Below are 14,386 nucleotides of genomic sequence, written 5' to 3'. Positions count from 1 at the left end.
CCATTGCGCAGGGAAGGCCGGGTGTTCCGGCGCACCTGCAGTCCGCCGTGTGCATTCTTGCGCACGACTGCGGGTGTTTGGGCACCCGGCTTTCCCTGCGCCTTCTTCGATTTCGAGGGCATCGCCGATCGCATGACTTCGGGCGCTTCGCGCCGCGAGAGTGTAGGGGCGTGTCTTCTCGATTGTCATGCCCCGCGAAGGCGGGGCATCCAGTACGCCGCAGCCTTTCCGCTCAAGCACAGGCGTCTCTGGAACTGGATCACCCGCCGGAGCCTGTCATCGGGCGCGCATTTGCGCGACCCGTTGGCGGGTGACGACAACGGAGAACCGGTTGTTTGAAATTCGAATCTGAAGAATGCGGTTGAACACCCTCACCCCGATCGCCGGTGGCTGGTGTTCTGCGTCAGATTGCCGTGTGCGCCCTGTTCGCGGATGTTGTTCTTCTCGTCGTCGCGATGGCCTTTGGTGGTGTCGAGGGGCACGCGGGGCGCGCTGCCGGGGCCCTTGGGGCTCCGATTATCCGGGGGAATCGGAGGCGCGGTCTTTGTCATCATGGTCTCCGTTATCAACGGAATAAAGACAACGCTGGCCTTGGCGAAATCGTTCCGCGCGGAACGGCGGCGCAATCGATGCCTCCGCTTGTAGCGCTATGGCTAGCGGCTTCCGCCTTCGCCAAGGCTTCGGCGGACAAGTCGCGTTGCTCGCGATGACGGCTGCTAGCGGCTTCGCGTTAACGCGCCACGCTCGCGCAGCATTGCCAGCACCGCATTCAGATCCGGCACCACCGCTGCGCATCGCGCACGCGACTCGTCCGTCGGCGTCACCATGTCAGGCACCATGATGGTAATGGCGCCTGCGGCATGCGCGGCGGCCACGCCGTGGTTGGAATCCTCCACGGCGACGCAAGCCTCCGGCTTCAGGCCGAACCGCGATGCCGCGAGCAGATAGAGATCGGGACTCGGCTTGCCGCGGGCGACGTCGTCGCGGGTCAGCAGCGTTTCGAAACGGTGGCGGATACCCGCGAGCTCAAGATGCGCATTCGCCGTGCGCAGCGACGAGGAGGTGACGATCGCCATCGGACATTCGGCCGCACGCAGCGCATCCAAAAGTTCGATCGCGCCGCTCTTCAGCGGCAAGCCTGCGCCGAGAATTTCATTGCGGTTGCTGACGAAGGCACGGCTGACCTCCGCAAGCGGAAAGCCGTCTCCGTAGCGCGCTTGCAGCAGGGCCTCGCACTCCGGACCGGGCAGGCCGACCATCGCCTGGCACAGCTTTACGGCGTCGTCGGTGTAGCCATGCGCGGTGAGCGCTGCGACCAGGCTGTCGAAATAGACCCGTTCGGTGTCGAGCAGCGTGCCGTCCATGTCGAGCAGGACGGCGCTGACGTTCCATTTCTCGATCACGCGGCACCCGTGCCGGCGCGCTGGCTAGCGAGTTTGCGCAGGCAGTCCGGGCAGAGACAATCGCTGCCGTCCACCGGCATCGGCAGGCGGAACGTCTCGTCGCTGCACCAGCAGGGGCCGGACAGGTTGCAGCCGAATTCGTTGCCGCAGCCGGCGCAGGCGAGGCGGCGCGAGGCCGCATTTTCCAAACGATCTGTCATCAACGAGGCTGAATCCTGACGCGGAATTAATCCCGGGTTCACACTGAGGCGCGTTATACTTCGCCACTATACGCCTGGGAAATTCTAAGGGAAATCCGATGGCCCGCGATTCGCAAGCAGCTCTCGTTGCGCTCAATCGCTTCGGCTTCGGCGCGCGCGGCGGGGCATCCGGCGATGTTCTCGACGCCGCGTCCGATCCGCGCGGTTTCGTCAAGGCGGAACTCGGCCGTCCCAATCGCGCGCTGCTCGAAGCGCCGGGGCTGCAGTCGACGCCCGCGCTCGGCAAGGCGGTGTTCGACTATCAGTTCGAAATCCAGCAGGCTCGCCAGGCCGCCGCCAAATCGGCCGCGCCGCCGGCTGCAGGCGAAGGCGCTTCACCGCGGCCCGAAGTCAAGGGCCAGCGGCGAAACCTCTCACTCAACGGCATCGCCATGGAGATGGCGCCCAAGGAGCCACCCCGGGAGCCACAGGCCAAGCCTGCGGAGAATCCCGGCGCGATGGCACCGGCGGAAGCGATGCAGCCCAATGCGCCAAAACCTGCGCCACAACCGCTCAACATCATCCAGAAAACCTTTCGCGCCGAGGCGCTGGCGCGGCTGCAGCGGGCCGTCGTCGCCGATGGCGGATTTGCCGAGCGGCTTGTCGTGTTCTGGTCGAATCATTTCTGCATTTCCGCCAACAAGGGCGGGCCGGCGCGGATGTGGGCCGGCTCGTTCGAGCGCGAGGCGATCCGGCCGCACGTGCTCGGACGCTTCGCCGATATGCTGAAGGCGGTCGAGCAGCATCCGGCGATGCTGTTCTTCCTCGATAACCAGCAATCGCTGGGCCCGGATTCGCGCGCCGGGAAAAACCGCAACCGCGGACTGAACGAAAATCTCGCACGCGAAATCCTGGAACTGCATACGCTCGGCGTCGGCGGCGGCTATTCGCAGGATGACGTGACGTCGCTAGCGAACATCATCACGGGCTGGACCTATGCGGGAAGGTTGGGCCAGCTCGGCGCGCCCGGCACCTTCGTGTTCAATGCCAATGCGCACCAGCCGGGCGCGCAGCGGGTGATGGGCAAGGTCTACGATGCCGAAGGCGTGGCGCAGGGCGAGGCGGTGCTGGCGGATATCGCGCGGCATCCTTCGACTGCGAAATTCATCGCAGGAAAATTTGCGCGCCATTTCGTATCGGACGATCCGCCACCGGCATTGGTGGCGCGGCTCGCCGATGTCTTCACGAAAACCGACGGCGATCTAAAGGCGCTGGCGCTGGCGCTGGTCGATTCCGACGAGGCCTGGAGCGCGCCGCTCACCAAGATCCGCTCGCCTTACGAATTTCTCGTCGCGGCCGGCCGGCTGCTGGCGCAGATTCCGAACAATCCCAACCTCTATCTCGCCGGCCTGAGGGCGCTCGGTCAGCCATTATGGTCGCCGGCCGGGCCGAACGGTTTTCCCGATAGCAACGCTGCATGGCTGGCGCCGGAGGGCATGAAATTGCGCCTCGATATCTCCACGCAGATTGCATCAAGGCTCGCCGAGGGCGTCGATACGCGCGACCTGCTCGAGCTCGCGGCCGCCGACACCGCGTCGGTGGAGACGCGGCGGACCATCGAGCGCGCGGAATCGCGGCAGCAGGCGCTGGCGCTGTTGTTGATGTCGCCGGAATTCCAGAGGAGATGACGTCCATGGAAACGACAATGGGTTGCTGTGAAGACGTGCGGTCATTGCCGACGACGCGGCGTGCCGTGCTGCTCGGCGGCGCCTCCTTTGCGGCGTGGGCCTACCTGCCGAAGTTCGCGCGCGCGGCCGACGGCCGCGATCCGCGGCTGGTGCTCGTGATTCTGCGCGGCGCGCTCGACGGGCTCGCCACCGTCGCTCCAACGGGCGACCCCGACTACGCCGGCCTGCACGGCGCGATCGCGTTGTCGTCGGGCGGGCCGAACGCGGCGCTGCCGCTCGACAGTTTCTTCTCACTGCATCCGGCGATGCCTGAATTCGCGCGGATGTATCGCGAGAAGAAAGCCGCGGTGATTCACGCGGTGGCGACGCCCTATCGCGACCGCTCGCATTTCGACGGGCAGGACGTGTTCGAAAGCGGCTTTGCCGGCCCCGGCCGGGTGCAGTCCGGCTGGCTCAACCGCGCGCTGGAAGGCCTGCCGAAAGGCGAGCGGGCGACGAGCGGGCTCGCTGTCGGCCCGATCACGCCGCTGGTGCTGCGCGGCGCGGCACCGACCGTTGGCTGGGCGCCGCTCGCGCTGCCGCAGGCCAGCGAGGATACCGCGATGCGGCTGCTCGACCTCTATCAGCACCGGGACGCTGCGCTGGGCTCGGCGCTGAAGCAGGGCCTCGCGCTCGACAAGGCCGCGCAGGGCGACGACATGAAACCGAAACCCGGCGCTGGCGGCGCAGCCGCGATGCGGCTGGCGGCGCGCGGCGTGGCCCGGCTGATGGCGGCCGACAACGGCCCGCGGATCGGCGCGCTCGCCTTCGACGGCTGGGACACGCATGCCAATGAAGGCGGCCCGGTCGGCCGGCTGGCGCTACTGCTCGGTGGGCTCGACGGCGCATTCGCCGAATTCGAAACCGGGCTGGGGCCGCGCTGGCGCGACACGGTGATCATGGTCGCCACGGAGTTCGGCCGCACCGCGCGCATCAACGGCACGCAAGGCACGGACCACGGCACCGCCACCGTCGCGCTGCTCGCCGGCGGCGCCGTGAACGGCGGGCGGGTGATCGCGGACTGGCCGGGGCTGAAGCCGGCGAGCCTCTATCAGGGCCGCGACCTCGCGCCGACCACCGATCTGCGCGCGGTCATGAAAGGCGTGCTGAAGGATCAGTTCGGGCTGGCTGAGAAGGTGTTGGCGGAGAGCGTGTTCCCGGAGAGCGCCACGGTGAAGCCGATGCAGGGGCTGGTGAGCTGAGCGCACGCACCGGTAATTCGCCGCGTTCAGGCCTTGTCCATGATCTGCTTGAGCAGCACCGCCAGCAGACCGATGCCGAACATGATGATCGCGGCCATCGCGGTGCCGACTGCGAGCATGATTCCCGTCACGATCGAGAAGTACAGGGAGATCAGCATCGTGATCGCGGCGATGACGGTGCAGATCAGACTGAACAGCAGAAAGAGCTTCAAGGGATTGTAGTAGACGATCGCTTCGATGATGTACTGCAGCGTTTTCAGGGAATCCTTGAAAAGGCGCACCTTGCTGCTGCCAGTTCGCTCGAAATAGTCGACCTTGTGATAGGTGACGAAGCGTCGCGTCATCATATAGGCGAGCGTCATGGACGTCGTGAAACTGAACGTATCGCACAGATGCGGGAAGTACTTCATCGCCGCGGTGCGGCTGAACACGCGCAGGCCCGAATTGATGTCCGGAATGCGGCGGCCGGCGGTCCACTCGACGAGGAAGCGCAATATCGCACGCAGCGGCATCTTGAGTGCGGATTGCCGATAGTGGGGGCCGTGGCGCTCGCCGACGGCCATATCGAAGCCCTCGTTGTAAAGCCGGACAAGGTCGGGAATGGCCGCTGCCGGGTAGGTGCCGTCGGCATCGCAAATGGCGATCATGTCGTACGATGCTTCTTCGATCCCCTTCTTGAGGGACCGGCCATAACCGACATTGTGGGGATGGCGGATGATCCGGGCGCCGGCTTCCGCCGCGGCCTTCCCGGTGCCGTCCGATGATCCATCATCGACCACGAGGATCTCGAACGGCACCAGCTCGGCGGCAGCCAGCACGCTGGTGATGTTCGCGACGGTCGCGCCGATGCCGCGCTCCTCGTTCAATGCGGGGATAACGATCGAGATCATGTCCGGCGCGCTATGCAGATCAGGGATTGGCCGAAGAAGCCGCGGGTCAATGGATCGACCAGCCTCGAAATCGGCAGCACATATTTGTCGAAAATCCGGATCTGCGCGTTGACCGCGGAATCATCCAGTGATTCGTGTTTCGCAAAGCTGTTGATCCACCACGCCAGCCCGCCGATCGGGTTGAAATAGCGCAGTTCGAGAATCTCGATCGGCGCCCCGGCGCAGGCCTTCAGCATCAGCGGCTTGTTGTATCGGCGGTGATGGCCGGCGAGCCGGTCGAGGTCGCCGTAAAGCTGCTGCAGCGCCGGCACGAGGATCAATAGATGACCGCCAGGGCCAAGCGCGTTGGCCATGTTGGAGACCGCGCGATTGTCGTCTTCGATGTGTTCGATGACGTTGCAGCACACCACGGTGTCGACGCTGCCCGGCGGAAGGCTCAATCTGAACTCGTCCGAGGTGATATCTGCAAGCTCGAAGCTGCCGTCAGGATATCGCGCGCGCGAATTGGCGACGTTGTCCGGATCGATGTCAACGCCGCGATAGCGGCCGAGCTTGCCGAGATATTCGTAATAGCTGCCGTGGCCGATCCCGATTTCGAGCACGTCATGGCCGAAATACGGGTGCATGGTGCCGATGATCCAGTCCATGTAGTTGTGTGCATCGGCAATGGCGCTGGAGAAGGTCGGCGCCATTTGCTGGGTTGCGGATATGTCTTTGCTCAACGGAAAGCCCTATCGAACGGTGGCGGCGCCGGAAACTGGCACGGCGGTGCGCTTCCATTTGGCGAGGAAACAGGGATACATGCCGGACCATGGAATGCCGCCGAGCGCGACTTCGATCGGTTTGACGATCGGCCACAGCACCGGCTTGGCGCCGAGAGGCACGCGCATGATGAGGCTGTTGAGGATAAGAAAATAGGCCAGCCCGCCGAAATAGCGGACTGCTTCGCCTTCGAAGTAGGGCGAAGCCTGCTTCAGGATGGCATCGTGCGACAGCGCCTGCTCGGTCGGCGCATCGAAATATTTATCCGAGGCGTACCATTTGTCCCGTACCACGTTGAGTGCGAAATCGGCGCTTGGTTCCATCATCAGCAGGTGGCCGCCCGGCTTCACCATCGCTGCGATGTTACGCAACGTCTGCCCGAGATCCATGACGCAATGATGAAGCCCGCCGACGACGATCGCGCCGTCAAACTGCTCCTTGATCTCGGCGGGCCGCGTCAGGTCGAGCACCTGCGCGGCGTTTCCCGTCGTGCGCTGGTACGATGCGCAGGCCGGCTCGGAGATGTCGAACCCGACGGTACGCACGCCGCTGAAGCGTTCCATGACGGCCAGTGAATTGTGCCCGCTGCCGCAGGCAAGATCGGCGATGCTGGCGTTGCTCAGATCGATGCGATCGAACAGCCAGTCATAGATAAAACGCGACCGATACCTCATCGATGACGCATCGTAGTAATGCGCCTCGTAGGCATCGTGGATGTCGGCGTAATGTTGTTTCTGACGGGAGCTATCCATCATCCGATTCGCAAAATGACTTTAGTTACAATGCCTTCCGCCGCTCCCGCGAGAGTTGCGCAAAAGGCAGATTTATTGCATAGCTTCGTACCGTCGCAATATCAACAGCCGCGATCCTCCATCCCAGCCAGGCCGTCCACGAGGAACTTCGCCAATCGGCTGTGCTGAACGTTCGGACCCCGGTGGCGGATTCCGCGATGTCGTTGAGGAAGCACGATGAGCACTACAGCGTCCCAGTCCCGCCTCTCAAATGAGACAATATCTGATTTCGGGGATCAATGGCTGCGTTACACGGACAATGAAGGATACTACGGAGACGTGGGCATTCTGAAGGGAACCCTCGAGCCCTTGTTCAGGCTCGAGGACCTGGAAGGGAAGCGCGTTGCGGAGATCGGCAGCGGTACGGGTCGTATTGTGAAAATGCTCCTGCAGGCCGGAGCGAAAGAGGTCACCGCGATAGAACCGTCGGCGGCTTTCGAGGTGCTGAAGCGCAATCTCTCGGACGATGCAGACCGGGTGGTGCTTCTCAATAAGGCGGGACACGAAATTCCCGCGGAAGGTGCGTATGATCTTGTCGTCTCGATCGGCGTAATTCACCATATCCCGGATCCCGATCCCGTGATCGCCGCTTCGCTGGATGCGCTGCGCCCGGGCGGGAAGATGATTGTCTGGCTTTATGGGAAGGAGGGCAGCGGCGTCATCGTAACCGGCATTCGTGCATTGCGCGTCCTGACCACGCGACTTCCACATTTTTTAGTAGCGGCACTCGCGCATGTGCTGTTGCTGGCGCTTGACCTCTATATTTTGGCCTGCCGTCTGATGCCTGGATTGCCTCTCCGTGACTACGTCAAGAACGTGCTGGGCCGGTTTTCGCGTTCGAAGCGCTATCTGGTAATATACGATCAATTGAGACCGGCGTATGCGAAGTACTATTGCGAAGCCGAGGCGCGCGCCCTGCTCGAATTGAACGGCTTTGCCGACATTCAAACGCACTTTCGCTACGGATACAGCTGGACGGTGGTCGGAACGCGACCGGCGAAAGTGGCCTAGCGTGCATGCCCCTAAAGTTGAATAAGGGGTTTCCAAGCCTCGCAGGTTGAGCAGTATCAGCATTCATTGCACAACTCCGCGCAATCGCGATATCAACCGCGGAGCGGATTGGCGCTTAGGAAGATTCCATGCGTTCTCGACGTTTGGTAGGTGGGCTGGTCGCATTTGGCGTCCTGGTGGTGTGGCTTTATACCTTCCGGCAACGGCTTCCCTATATGGACCAAATCCCTGTATTTGACGCCGACGTCACCACGGCGGCGGCGAGTATGTGGGCGCGGATCTGGTGGGACGAGGGCGCGCGGCATTTGTTGTTCGCCACCCCGCGCGCGCCGCTCTCCATCGAAACGCCGACGATGGAGCTGCGCGGCATCTACGATTCCTGGCCGCCGGGCGCCTTTGTCATCGTCTACCTTGCCGCAAAATTTCTGAGCATCCAGCCGAGCATCCCGCTGATCAACTGGATCAACGTCATCATGCACGGGCTGATCGCCCTGTCGGCCGCGCTCGCCGTCTACAATCTCGCGCTGATGAACCGGCTCGGCAGCGTGGCCAGCGGGCTGCTTGCGCTCGGAGTTGCGTTTCCGATTTTGCTCTCGCGCGGCTTGATCTACGCATTTTCGCAGATCTACGACGTTGTGACCGCGGTCCTGATATTCACCGCTATATTCCTGCTGCTCGAGGTGCTGTATTACGGCGCGAGGTCGCGACGCGACCAATGGGTCATCACTGCCCTGCAACTGACCACAATTTATCTGGCATTTTTCGTCGACTGGCTGTCCTACACGTTGTTCATCTTCTGGCTGGTCAGTCGCTTCGTCGCCGGATATGCCGGCGTCCTCGAGCGGATGAATCTGCGCCGGTTTTTCGGCCTGCTGTTGCTGCCGTTTTCGGCCTTTTCGATTTTCCTTGCCTGGCGGTTTCTGGCGCCGGGCGCGATGAGTGCCTCTGCCTCGATCAAGCACCTATTCTACAAAATCCTGCAGCGGATGAACATGACCGCTGATAGTCCCATCACCGGATTTGCCAAGGCCTTCTTCGAAGAGATGCACCAGGACTATTATTCGCAGTTTGCGTTCCCGCTGATCGCGGTTTCCACGCTGGTGACGCTGGGATTGCTCATCACGGCGTTTCGGCGGGCCCGTGACCCCTTCGAACGCCGGTCGATCTTTGCGACGATGTCAATTCTGCTGCTGATCACCGTTCCGTTCTATCTGCATATGCTGGTGATCTATCAGCATACGTTCATTCACCGATGGGCGATCTCGAAGGCGTTGTTCGCCTATTCCATGGTTCCGTTCGCCCTGCTGCCGATCGCGGCTTTCATATTGGTTCGACAGTCGATTGGCGAGTCCAGTGACCCGTCCCGGCGGTCTGGCCTCGCGGTGATCGGCCTGCTTTTAGCCGGACCCGCGCTCTACTACGCCGTGGATGTGACAGACTACCAAAGCTATGCTTTGAGAGGACGGGTCGATCGCGACGCCTACCTGATGTGGAGCGATATTGGCCGCAACACGGCCTACAAGGACGTCGTCGTATCGCCGGTTCTTCAGGCTGACCCGATCTCCGTGCATGTAGGCACTGCCTTCAAGCTGGTACACCATGCGGACAATTTTGCCGATGTCGACAAGGTCGTGGCGCGTGTATGCGGCGATTTCAATGTCGTGCTCGCGTTGCCGAAAGGGAGCGAGCCAGGCGTGTTCGCGTCGCGCGAAGCCGCGGAGGTGATCGATACCGGCCGCATCCGGCTGCTCAGGTTTGCCTCATATCCGGGAAAGGCGATCGATTGTCCGCGCTAGTTCATTGTTCGTGCCGCGCAGGCGCGCTATCCTCGGTGCCCATGCGTTATTGCTCCCGTTTCTCGCTCCTCCCGCAGTCCTGATCCGATCCAGTCCATGTGCGGTATCGCCGGTATCCTGAATTTCGATGGTCGCAGCGTCGATCCGGCCGTGTTGGCCCGGATGACCGCCGTGCTGTCGCATCGCGGCCCCGACGCCGGCGAAACATGGCATAACGGCGCGATCGGCTTCGGACATCGGCGTCTGGCCATCCGTGATCTCTCCTCGGCTGGCCGGCAGCCGATGAGCGACCCGAGCGGCCGAATAACCGTCACCTACAACGGCGAGATCTACAACGAGGCCGAACTGCGTTCCGAACTCGAACGGGATTTCGGCGTCACCTTCCGCTCGCATTGCGATACCGAGATCCTGCCGGCTGGCTATCTCGCTTGGGGCGAGGGGCTGTTCTCGCGCCTCGAGGGAATATTCGCGATCGGGCTGTGGGATGCCGGCGCGAAGCGCCTGATCCTGGCGCGCGACTCGATCGGAACCAAGCCGCTGTTTTTCTCGAAGGTGGGCGGCGTTGTTCGCTTCGCCAGCGAGATCAAGGGACTGCTGGCCGATCCGGAGCACCCGCGCGAGATGGAACCAGAGGGGCTGCATCGCTTCTTCGCGATGGGTTATGTCGGGCCGACGACGACGACGATGCGGCACGTTCGCCAGGTCGAGCCGGGCTCGATCGTGGTCTATGAGAACGGCAGCGAGGCGTTGCGGCGTTTCTGGCGACCGCGGCGGACCAGAGACTTTAAGAATCTCGACGACGCCGTCGATGCGTTCTTGCCCCTGTTCGATCAGGTCGTCAGCGACCAGTTGATCAGCGACGTGCCGGTCGGAATCCTGCAGAGCGGCGGCATAGACAGTTCGATGGTGGCCTATTCCGTCGCCAGACGCGGCAAATTTCCGCTCGTCACCGCCGCGTTTGCCGAGCAATCCCACGACGAAACGGAAATCGCCTCGATGGTGGCGCGGCAGACCGCGCTGCCGCACCGGATCGTGCAGGTGAGCGACGATCCGGTGCCCGACGCTACGCTTGCCCGTGTTGTGCACCATTTCGATGGCCAAGTCGCGGACGAAAGCGCCGGTCCGCTGTTGCTGTTGACCGCCGAGCTGCGCCGCAATTCCACAGTGGCGCTTTCCGGCGACGGCGCCGACGAGTTCTTCGGCGGCTACTCGACCTACCGGGCATCGCGGCTGGCCGAGCGCTTCGGCGGTATGATTCCGGGGGGCGTCGCGAGAACGGCCGGAAGGTGGACCTACGCCTCGTCGGGAGCGAACGAAACGCGGTTGCCGGCAACTGCGCTGCTGTCGCGCTTCCTGCTCGGGATCGCCTCCGGCGGTCTCTATGCCCATGCCGAATGGCGGCGCTATGTTCCGGAATTCCTCATTCCCCGCCTGTACGGCCCTGCGCTCCGCCACCTCGCGGAGCAAAGCCCGATGGCCGGCTATAGAGCCGCGATCGAGCAGGCGGACGGGCCAACGCTTCTGGATCGCTGCCTGATCGCGGACCAGACCTATCACCTTCCGACCGGTTTGCTGATGAAGACGGACGCGATGAGCATGGCGAACGGCGTCGAGATCCGTGTGCCGTTTCTCGACCGGCGTATCATGGAATTTTCCGGGCGCTGCGCCCTCGACCTGCTGGTGCCGCTGCGCGGGCCGACCAAGCCGTTGTTGCGGAAAGCACTGCGCGGCAAGGGCGCGGCGGCGGAGATCACTGATGCGCCGAAGCGGGGTTTCAATAATCCACTGGCCGGATTGCTGCGCGGTCCGTTGCGTCCGTTGTGCGAAAATGCGTTCGAGCGGTCGCGCTACATTTTCGAGCCGTATCTTGAACCCGACGCGATCCGCGAGCTCTGGCGGGACCATGCGGACCGCAAGACCAATCACGCCTACGCGCTGTGGCCGCTGCTGACATTTGCGCTCTACAGGTCCAGCCTGGAAGGCGTTCAGTTGCGGGGGGAGAGGACGCAAGCCCTCATCCCTTCGTAATCCCATCGATCTCCGCCATCTCCTCGGCGCTCAGCGTCCAGCCGATCGCCTTCACGTTCTGCTCGATCTGTTCGACGCGGGTGGCGCCGGCAATGACGCTTGCGACTTGCGGGCGCTGGGCTAACCAGGAGAAGGCGAGTTCGAGCATGGTGTGGCCGCGCTCCAGTGCGAACGACTGGAGCTTTTCGACGATGTCCTCGTTGCGCGCCGTGACGTAGCGGTCCTTCAGCGCCGGGGCCTTGGCGAAGCGGGTGTCGGCGGGGGCATCAGTGCCGCGCTTGTATTTGCCGGTGAGGAGGCCGCTCGCCAGCGGGAAGAACGGCAGCAGGCCGAGCTTGTATTCCTGCGCCGCCGGCAGCAAATCCTTCTCGATGCCGCGCACCACGAGGCTGTATTCATCCTGACAGGAGACGAAGCGGTTGACGTTCATCTGCCGCGCCATCATTTCGGCCTCCGCAATGCGCCAGGCCGGAAAGTTCGAATTGCCGATGTAGCGGACCTTGCCTTGGCGCACGAGATCGTCGAGCGCGCGCAGCGTCTCTTCCATCGGCGTCAGGGGATCGTATTCATGCTGCTGGTAGAGATCGATGTAGTCGGTCTTCAGCCGCTTCAGGCTGGCCTCGACCGCGGACATGATGTAGCGGCGCGAGGCGCCCTGCTTGGTGCCGTCGGTCGCCATCGGTTTCGCGTATTTCGTCGCCAGCACGATATCCTTGCGGCGGTCGCCGAGCACGGTGCCGAGCACGGTCTCGGAGCCGCCCATGCCTGCATAGATGTCGGCGGTGTCGAACAGGGTGATGCCGAGGTCGATCGCCTTGTGGATGACCTTGCGCGAGGTCTCCAGATCGGTGCGCTGGCCGAAATTGTTGCAGCCGAGGCCGACGGCGGAAACACGCAGGCCGGAGCCGCCGAGGTTGCGAATTTGCATGGATCGATCCTGTGGGAAGAGCGGGGAGAGGGCGCATTGTGGCGCGCACAGCTTCGCCCCGCAAGCAGCGGGGTGACCAGCGCCCGCGCTTGGCAGCTATGCGGCACAAAAAGATGCGGCCCCGGTCAGACGCGGCGACTGACGGGGACCGCTGGGGCGCGTGATCTGAGACGGGGGGCCTGATCAGACGCAGGGGCAGGCTAGCCGCGCTTTGTTACGCGCGCGTGACAGCAGAACTTATCCACAGGTCGGCCGAAAGCCGTGCCTCAGAGCATCTTGCGGTACACGACAAAGCCGGAGCGGTCCGCCACCTTGTCGTAGAGCTGCATCGCGGTGTGGTTGGTCTCGTGCGTTTGCCAATAGACGCGGGAGCATCCGGCGAGCTTTGCCTGTTCGTAGACGCCGTTGATCAAGGCGCGGCCGACGCCCTTGCGGCGCGCTGCGGCACTGGTGAAGAGGTCCTGCAGATAGCAGTTCGGTTCGATCATGGTCGTAGAGCGGTGAAACAGATAATGCGTCAGCCCGAGCAGCTCGCCGCCGCTCTCGGCCACCAGCGCATGCACCGGCTCATAAGCATCAAAGAAGCGCGCCCATGTCATCGCCGTGATCTCGGGCGCCAGCGCGGTCGCGTCCGAACGGCCATAGAAGGCGTTGTAGCCGTCCCATAGCGGAAGCCATTGCGCGTAGTCCTGGCGGGTGACGAAGCGGATGGTGAGGTCGCCAGGCATGCGCGATTCCGTTTTGGTTAAGAGATGGCGCGCCAGGGACGCGGCAAGGAGGGATGTCTGTTGATTATTACAGATGTGGCTGCAGACGATCAACTTATCGCTTCGCTACTCCGCGGCGCCGAGGTGCCCAGCGAGGCTGCGATGGCTGCCGCGCAGCGCGCGATAATACTCCGCGCTGCCGGGATCGTCGGTGTGGCGAACGAGGTCGGTGACCGGCGTGTAGCTCAGCATGCGTCCGCCGTCGGGAAGCGCCGTGCAGGTGAAGCGCAGAACCTGTCCGTCCGCGAGACCGACGTTGATCGGCGTGGAATCGCCTGTCCGTATCATCTCGGTGCGCTTGGCGATGAAGGTGCTCAACTCGTCCTCCGGCAGTTGCCAGGCGCCGGTGTCGCGGCCGTGATACATCAGCGCGATGAAGGGCGGCTTGCTGTCGGCCTGCTCGTCGGACAGCTTGAAATAGTCGCGGAAGGCGCGGTTGATGAATTCGGCGCGGGTGGCGGAATCGAGCAGCACGATGCCGATATCGACCTGGTCGAGCGCGGCCGACAGGCGCTCCGCGGTAGCGTGATGCTTCTTCTCCCACGCGAACGCATCGACCCATCTTTTCCGCAACAAGCCGGTGATCAGCGCGGTGCCGCCGGCGGTCGCCGCCAGCAGCAGCATGCGCGCCAGGTCGGACATGTCGTAACCGGGCGTAGCGCGGTGGTTGAGGAAGAACAGCGCCGATGACGTCACCGCAATGATGGCGCTGGCCATGCCGGAGACGATGCCGCTGATGGAAGCGGCAAAGGCGACGATGCAGACGAATAGCGGCGCGGGATTGGGGACTGCAACGAAGTGCCGGTCGACGACGAAGGCGATCATCGCCGTCGCTGTCGTGAGAGCCGGACCGGAGATTGCGCGCCAGTCTAACTGCATACCCGTTCTCGCCACTTGCCGGG

Annotated in this window: 14 protein-coding genes; 5 read left to right on the top strand and 9 right to left on the bottom strand. The window is 63.3% G+C overall.

The window, feature by feature from the left end; translation table 11 throughout:
- Positions 1 to 371 precede the first annotated feature (371 nt).
- The 3 genes from V1292_RS02315 to V1292_RS02305 all read right to left on the bottom strand — a co-directional run bounded on the left by V1292_RS02315 (position 372) and on the right by V1292_RS02305 (position 1,603).
- A complete protein-coding gene (locus V1292_RS02315) occupies positions 372 to 551 on the bottom strand; it encodes a hypothetical protein (protein ID WP_334370136.1) in 180 nt (59 codons plus the stop codon).
- 165 nt (positions 552 to 716) lie between these two features.
- Positions 717 to 1,403 (bottom strand): HAD family hydrolase, encoded by a 687-nt coding sequence (locus tag V1292_RS02310; RefSeq protein ID WP_334370135.1) that lies wholly within the window; start codon positions 1,401 to 1,403, stop codon positions 717 to 719.
- A complete protein-coding gene (locus V1292_RS02305; RefSeq protein WP_334370134.1) occupies positions 1,400 to 1,603 on the bottom strand; it encodes a cysteine-rich CWC family protein in 204 nt (67 codons plus the stop codon). The genes V1292_RS02310 and V1292_RS02305 overlap by 4 nt, the downstream gene beginning before the upstream one ends.
- Before the next feature lie 98 nt (positions 1,604 to 1,701).
- Here V1292_RS02305 and V1292_RS02300 point away from each other — a divergent pair, with 98 nt between their 5' ends.
- Positions 1,702 to 3,270 carry a DUF1800 domain-containing protein gene (locus V1292_RS02300; protein WP_334370133.1) on the top strand — a complete coding sequence of 523 codons (1,569 nt, stop codon included), beginning with the start codon at positions 1,702 to 1,704 and terminating at the stop codon, positions 3,268 to 3,270.
- Positions 3,267 to 4,511, top strand: a complete 1,245-nt coding sequence (locus V1292_RS02295) for a DUF1501 domain-containing protein (RefSeq protein ID WP_334370132.1) — start codon at positions 3,267 to 3,269, stop codon at positions 4,509 to 4,511. The genes V1292_RS02300 and V1292_RS02295 overlap by 4 nt, the downstream gene beginning before the upstream one ends.
- Positions 4,512 to 4,537: 26 nt before the next feature.
- On the opposite strand, the gene V1292_RS02290 is transcribed toward V1292_RS02295, so the two are convergent.
- Genes V1292_RS02290 through V1292_RS02280 form a run of 3 tightly spaced genes read right to left on the bottom strand, consistent with a single transcriptional unit; the run spans position 4,538 to position 6,915 of the window.
- Positions 4,538 to 5,401 carry a glycosyltransferase family 2 protein gene (locus V1292_RS02290; protein ID WP_334370131.1) on the bottom strand — a complete coding sequence of 288 codons (864 nt, stop codon included), beginning with the start codon at positions 5,399 to 5,401 and terminating at the stop codon, positions 4,538 to 4,540.
- Positions 5,398 to 6,123, bottom strand: coding sequence for a class I SAM-dependent methyltransferase (locus V1292_RS02285; protein ID WP_334370130.1), 726 nt, complete (start codon positions 6,121 to 6,123; stop codon positions 5,398 to 5,400). The genes V1292_RS02290 and V1292_RS02285 overlap by 4 nt, the downstream gene beginning before the upstream one ends.
- Positions 6,124 to 6,132: 9 nt before the next feature.
- Positions 6,133 to 6,915 (bottom strand): class I SAM-dependent methyltransferase, encoded by a 783-nt coding sequence (locus tag V1292_RS02280; protein WP_334370129.1) that lies wholly within the window; start codon positions 6,913 to 6,915, stop codon positions 6,133 to 6,135.
- 318 nt (positions 6,916 to 7,233) lie between these two features.
- Here V1292_RS02280 and V1292_RS02275 point away from each other — a divergent pair, with 318 nt between their 5' ends.
- From V1292_RS02275 to asnB, 3 genes are all read left to right on the top strand, one after another.
- The gene (locus tag V1292_RS02275; protein ID WP_334370128.1) at positions 7,234 to 7,965 is read left to right on the top strand and encodes a class I SAM-dependent methyltransferase; all 732 of its coding nucleotides are present in this window, start codon (positions 7,234 to 7,236) and stop codon (positions 7,963 to 7,965) included.
- Positions 7,966 to 8,093: 128 nt separating this feature from the next.
- Entirely contained in the window at positions 8,094 to 9,761 is a 1,668-nt protein-coding gene (locus V1292_RS02270) for a hypothetical protein (protein ID WP_334370127.1), read from the top strand.
- A gap of 96 nt (positions 9,762 to 9,857) precedes the next feature.
- Positions 9,858 to 11,789 carry an asparagine synthase (glutamine-hydrolyzing) gene (gene asnB / locus V1292_RS02265; RefSeq protein WP_334370126.1) on the top strand — a complete coding sequence of 644 codons (1,932 nt, stop codon included), beginning with the start codon at positions 9,858 to 9,860 and terminating at the stop codon, positions 11,787 to 11,789.
- Here the strand turns inward: asnB and V1292_RS02260 are convergent.
- The 3 genes from V1292_RS02260 to V1292_RS02250 all read right to left on the bottom strand — a co-directional run bounded on the left by V1292_RS02260 (position 11,776) and on the right by V1292_RS02250 (position 14,363).
- A complete protein-coding gene (locus tag V1292_RS02260; RefSeq protein WP_334370125.1) occupies positions 11,776 to 12,717 on the bottom strand; it encodes an aldo/keto reductase in 942 nt (313 codons plus the stop codon). The two genes, asnB and V1292_RS02260, sit on opposite strands and share 14 nt — an antisense overlap.
- A gap of 266 nt (positions 12,718 to 12,983) precedes the next feature.
- The gene (locus V1292_RS02255) at positions 12,984 to 13,445 is read right to left on the bottom strand and encodes a GNAT family N-acetyltransferase (RefSeq protein ID WP_334370124.1); all 462 of its coding nucleotides are present in this window, start codon (positions 13,443 to 13,445) and stop codon (positions 12,984 to 12,986) included.
- Positions 13,446 to 13,550: 105 nt separating this feature from the next.
- Complete coding sequence (locus V1292_RS02250; RefSeq protein ID WP_334370123.1) at positions 13,551 to 14,363, bottom strand: PAS-domain containing protein; 813 nt, start codon at positions 14,361 to 14,363, stop codon at positions 13,551 to 13,553.
- Between the last annotated feature and the right edge of the window lie 23 nt (positions 14,364 to 14,386).

This window comes from Bradyrhizobium sp. AZCC 1719 (assembly GCF_036924525.1).
In the GTDB taxonomy this organism is placed as follows: Bacteria; Pseudomonadota; Alphaproteobacteria; order Rhizobiales; family Xanthobacteraceae; genus Bradyrhizobium.
This window is presented reverse-complemented; position numbering and strand designations above follow the sequence as displayed.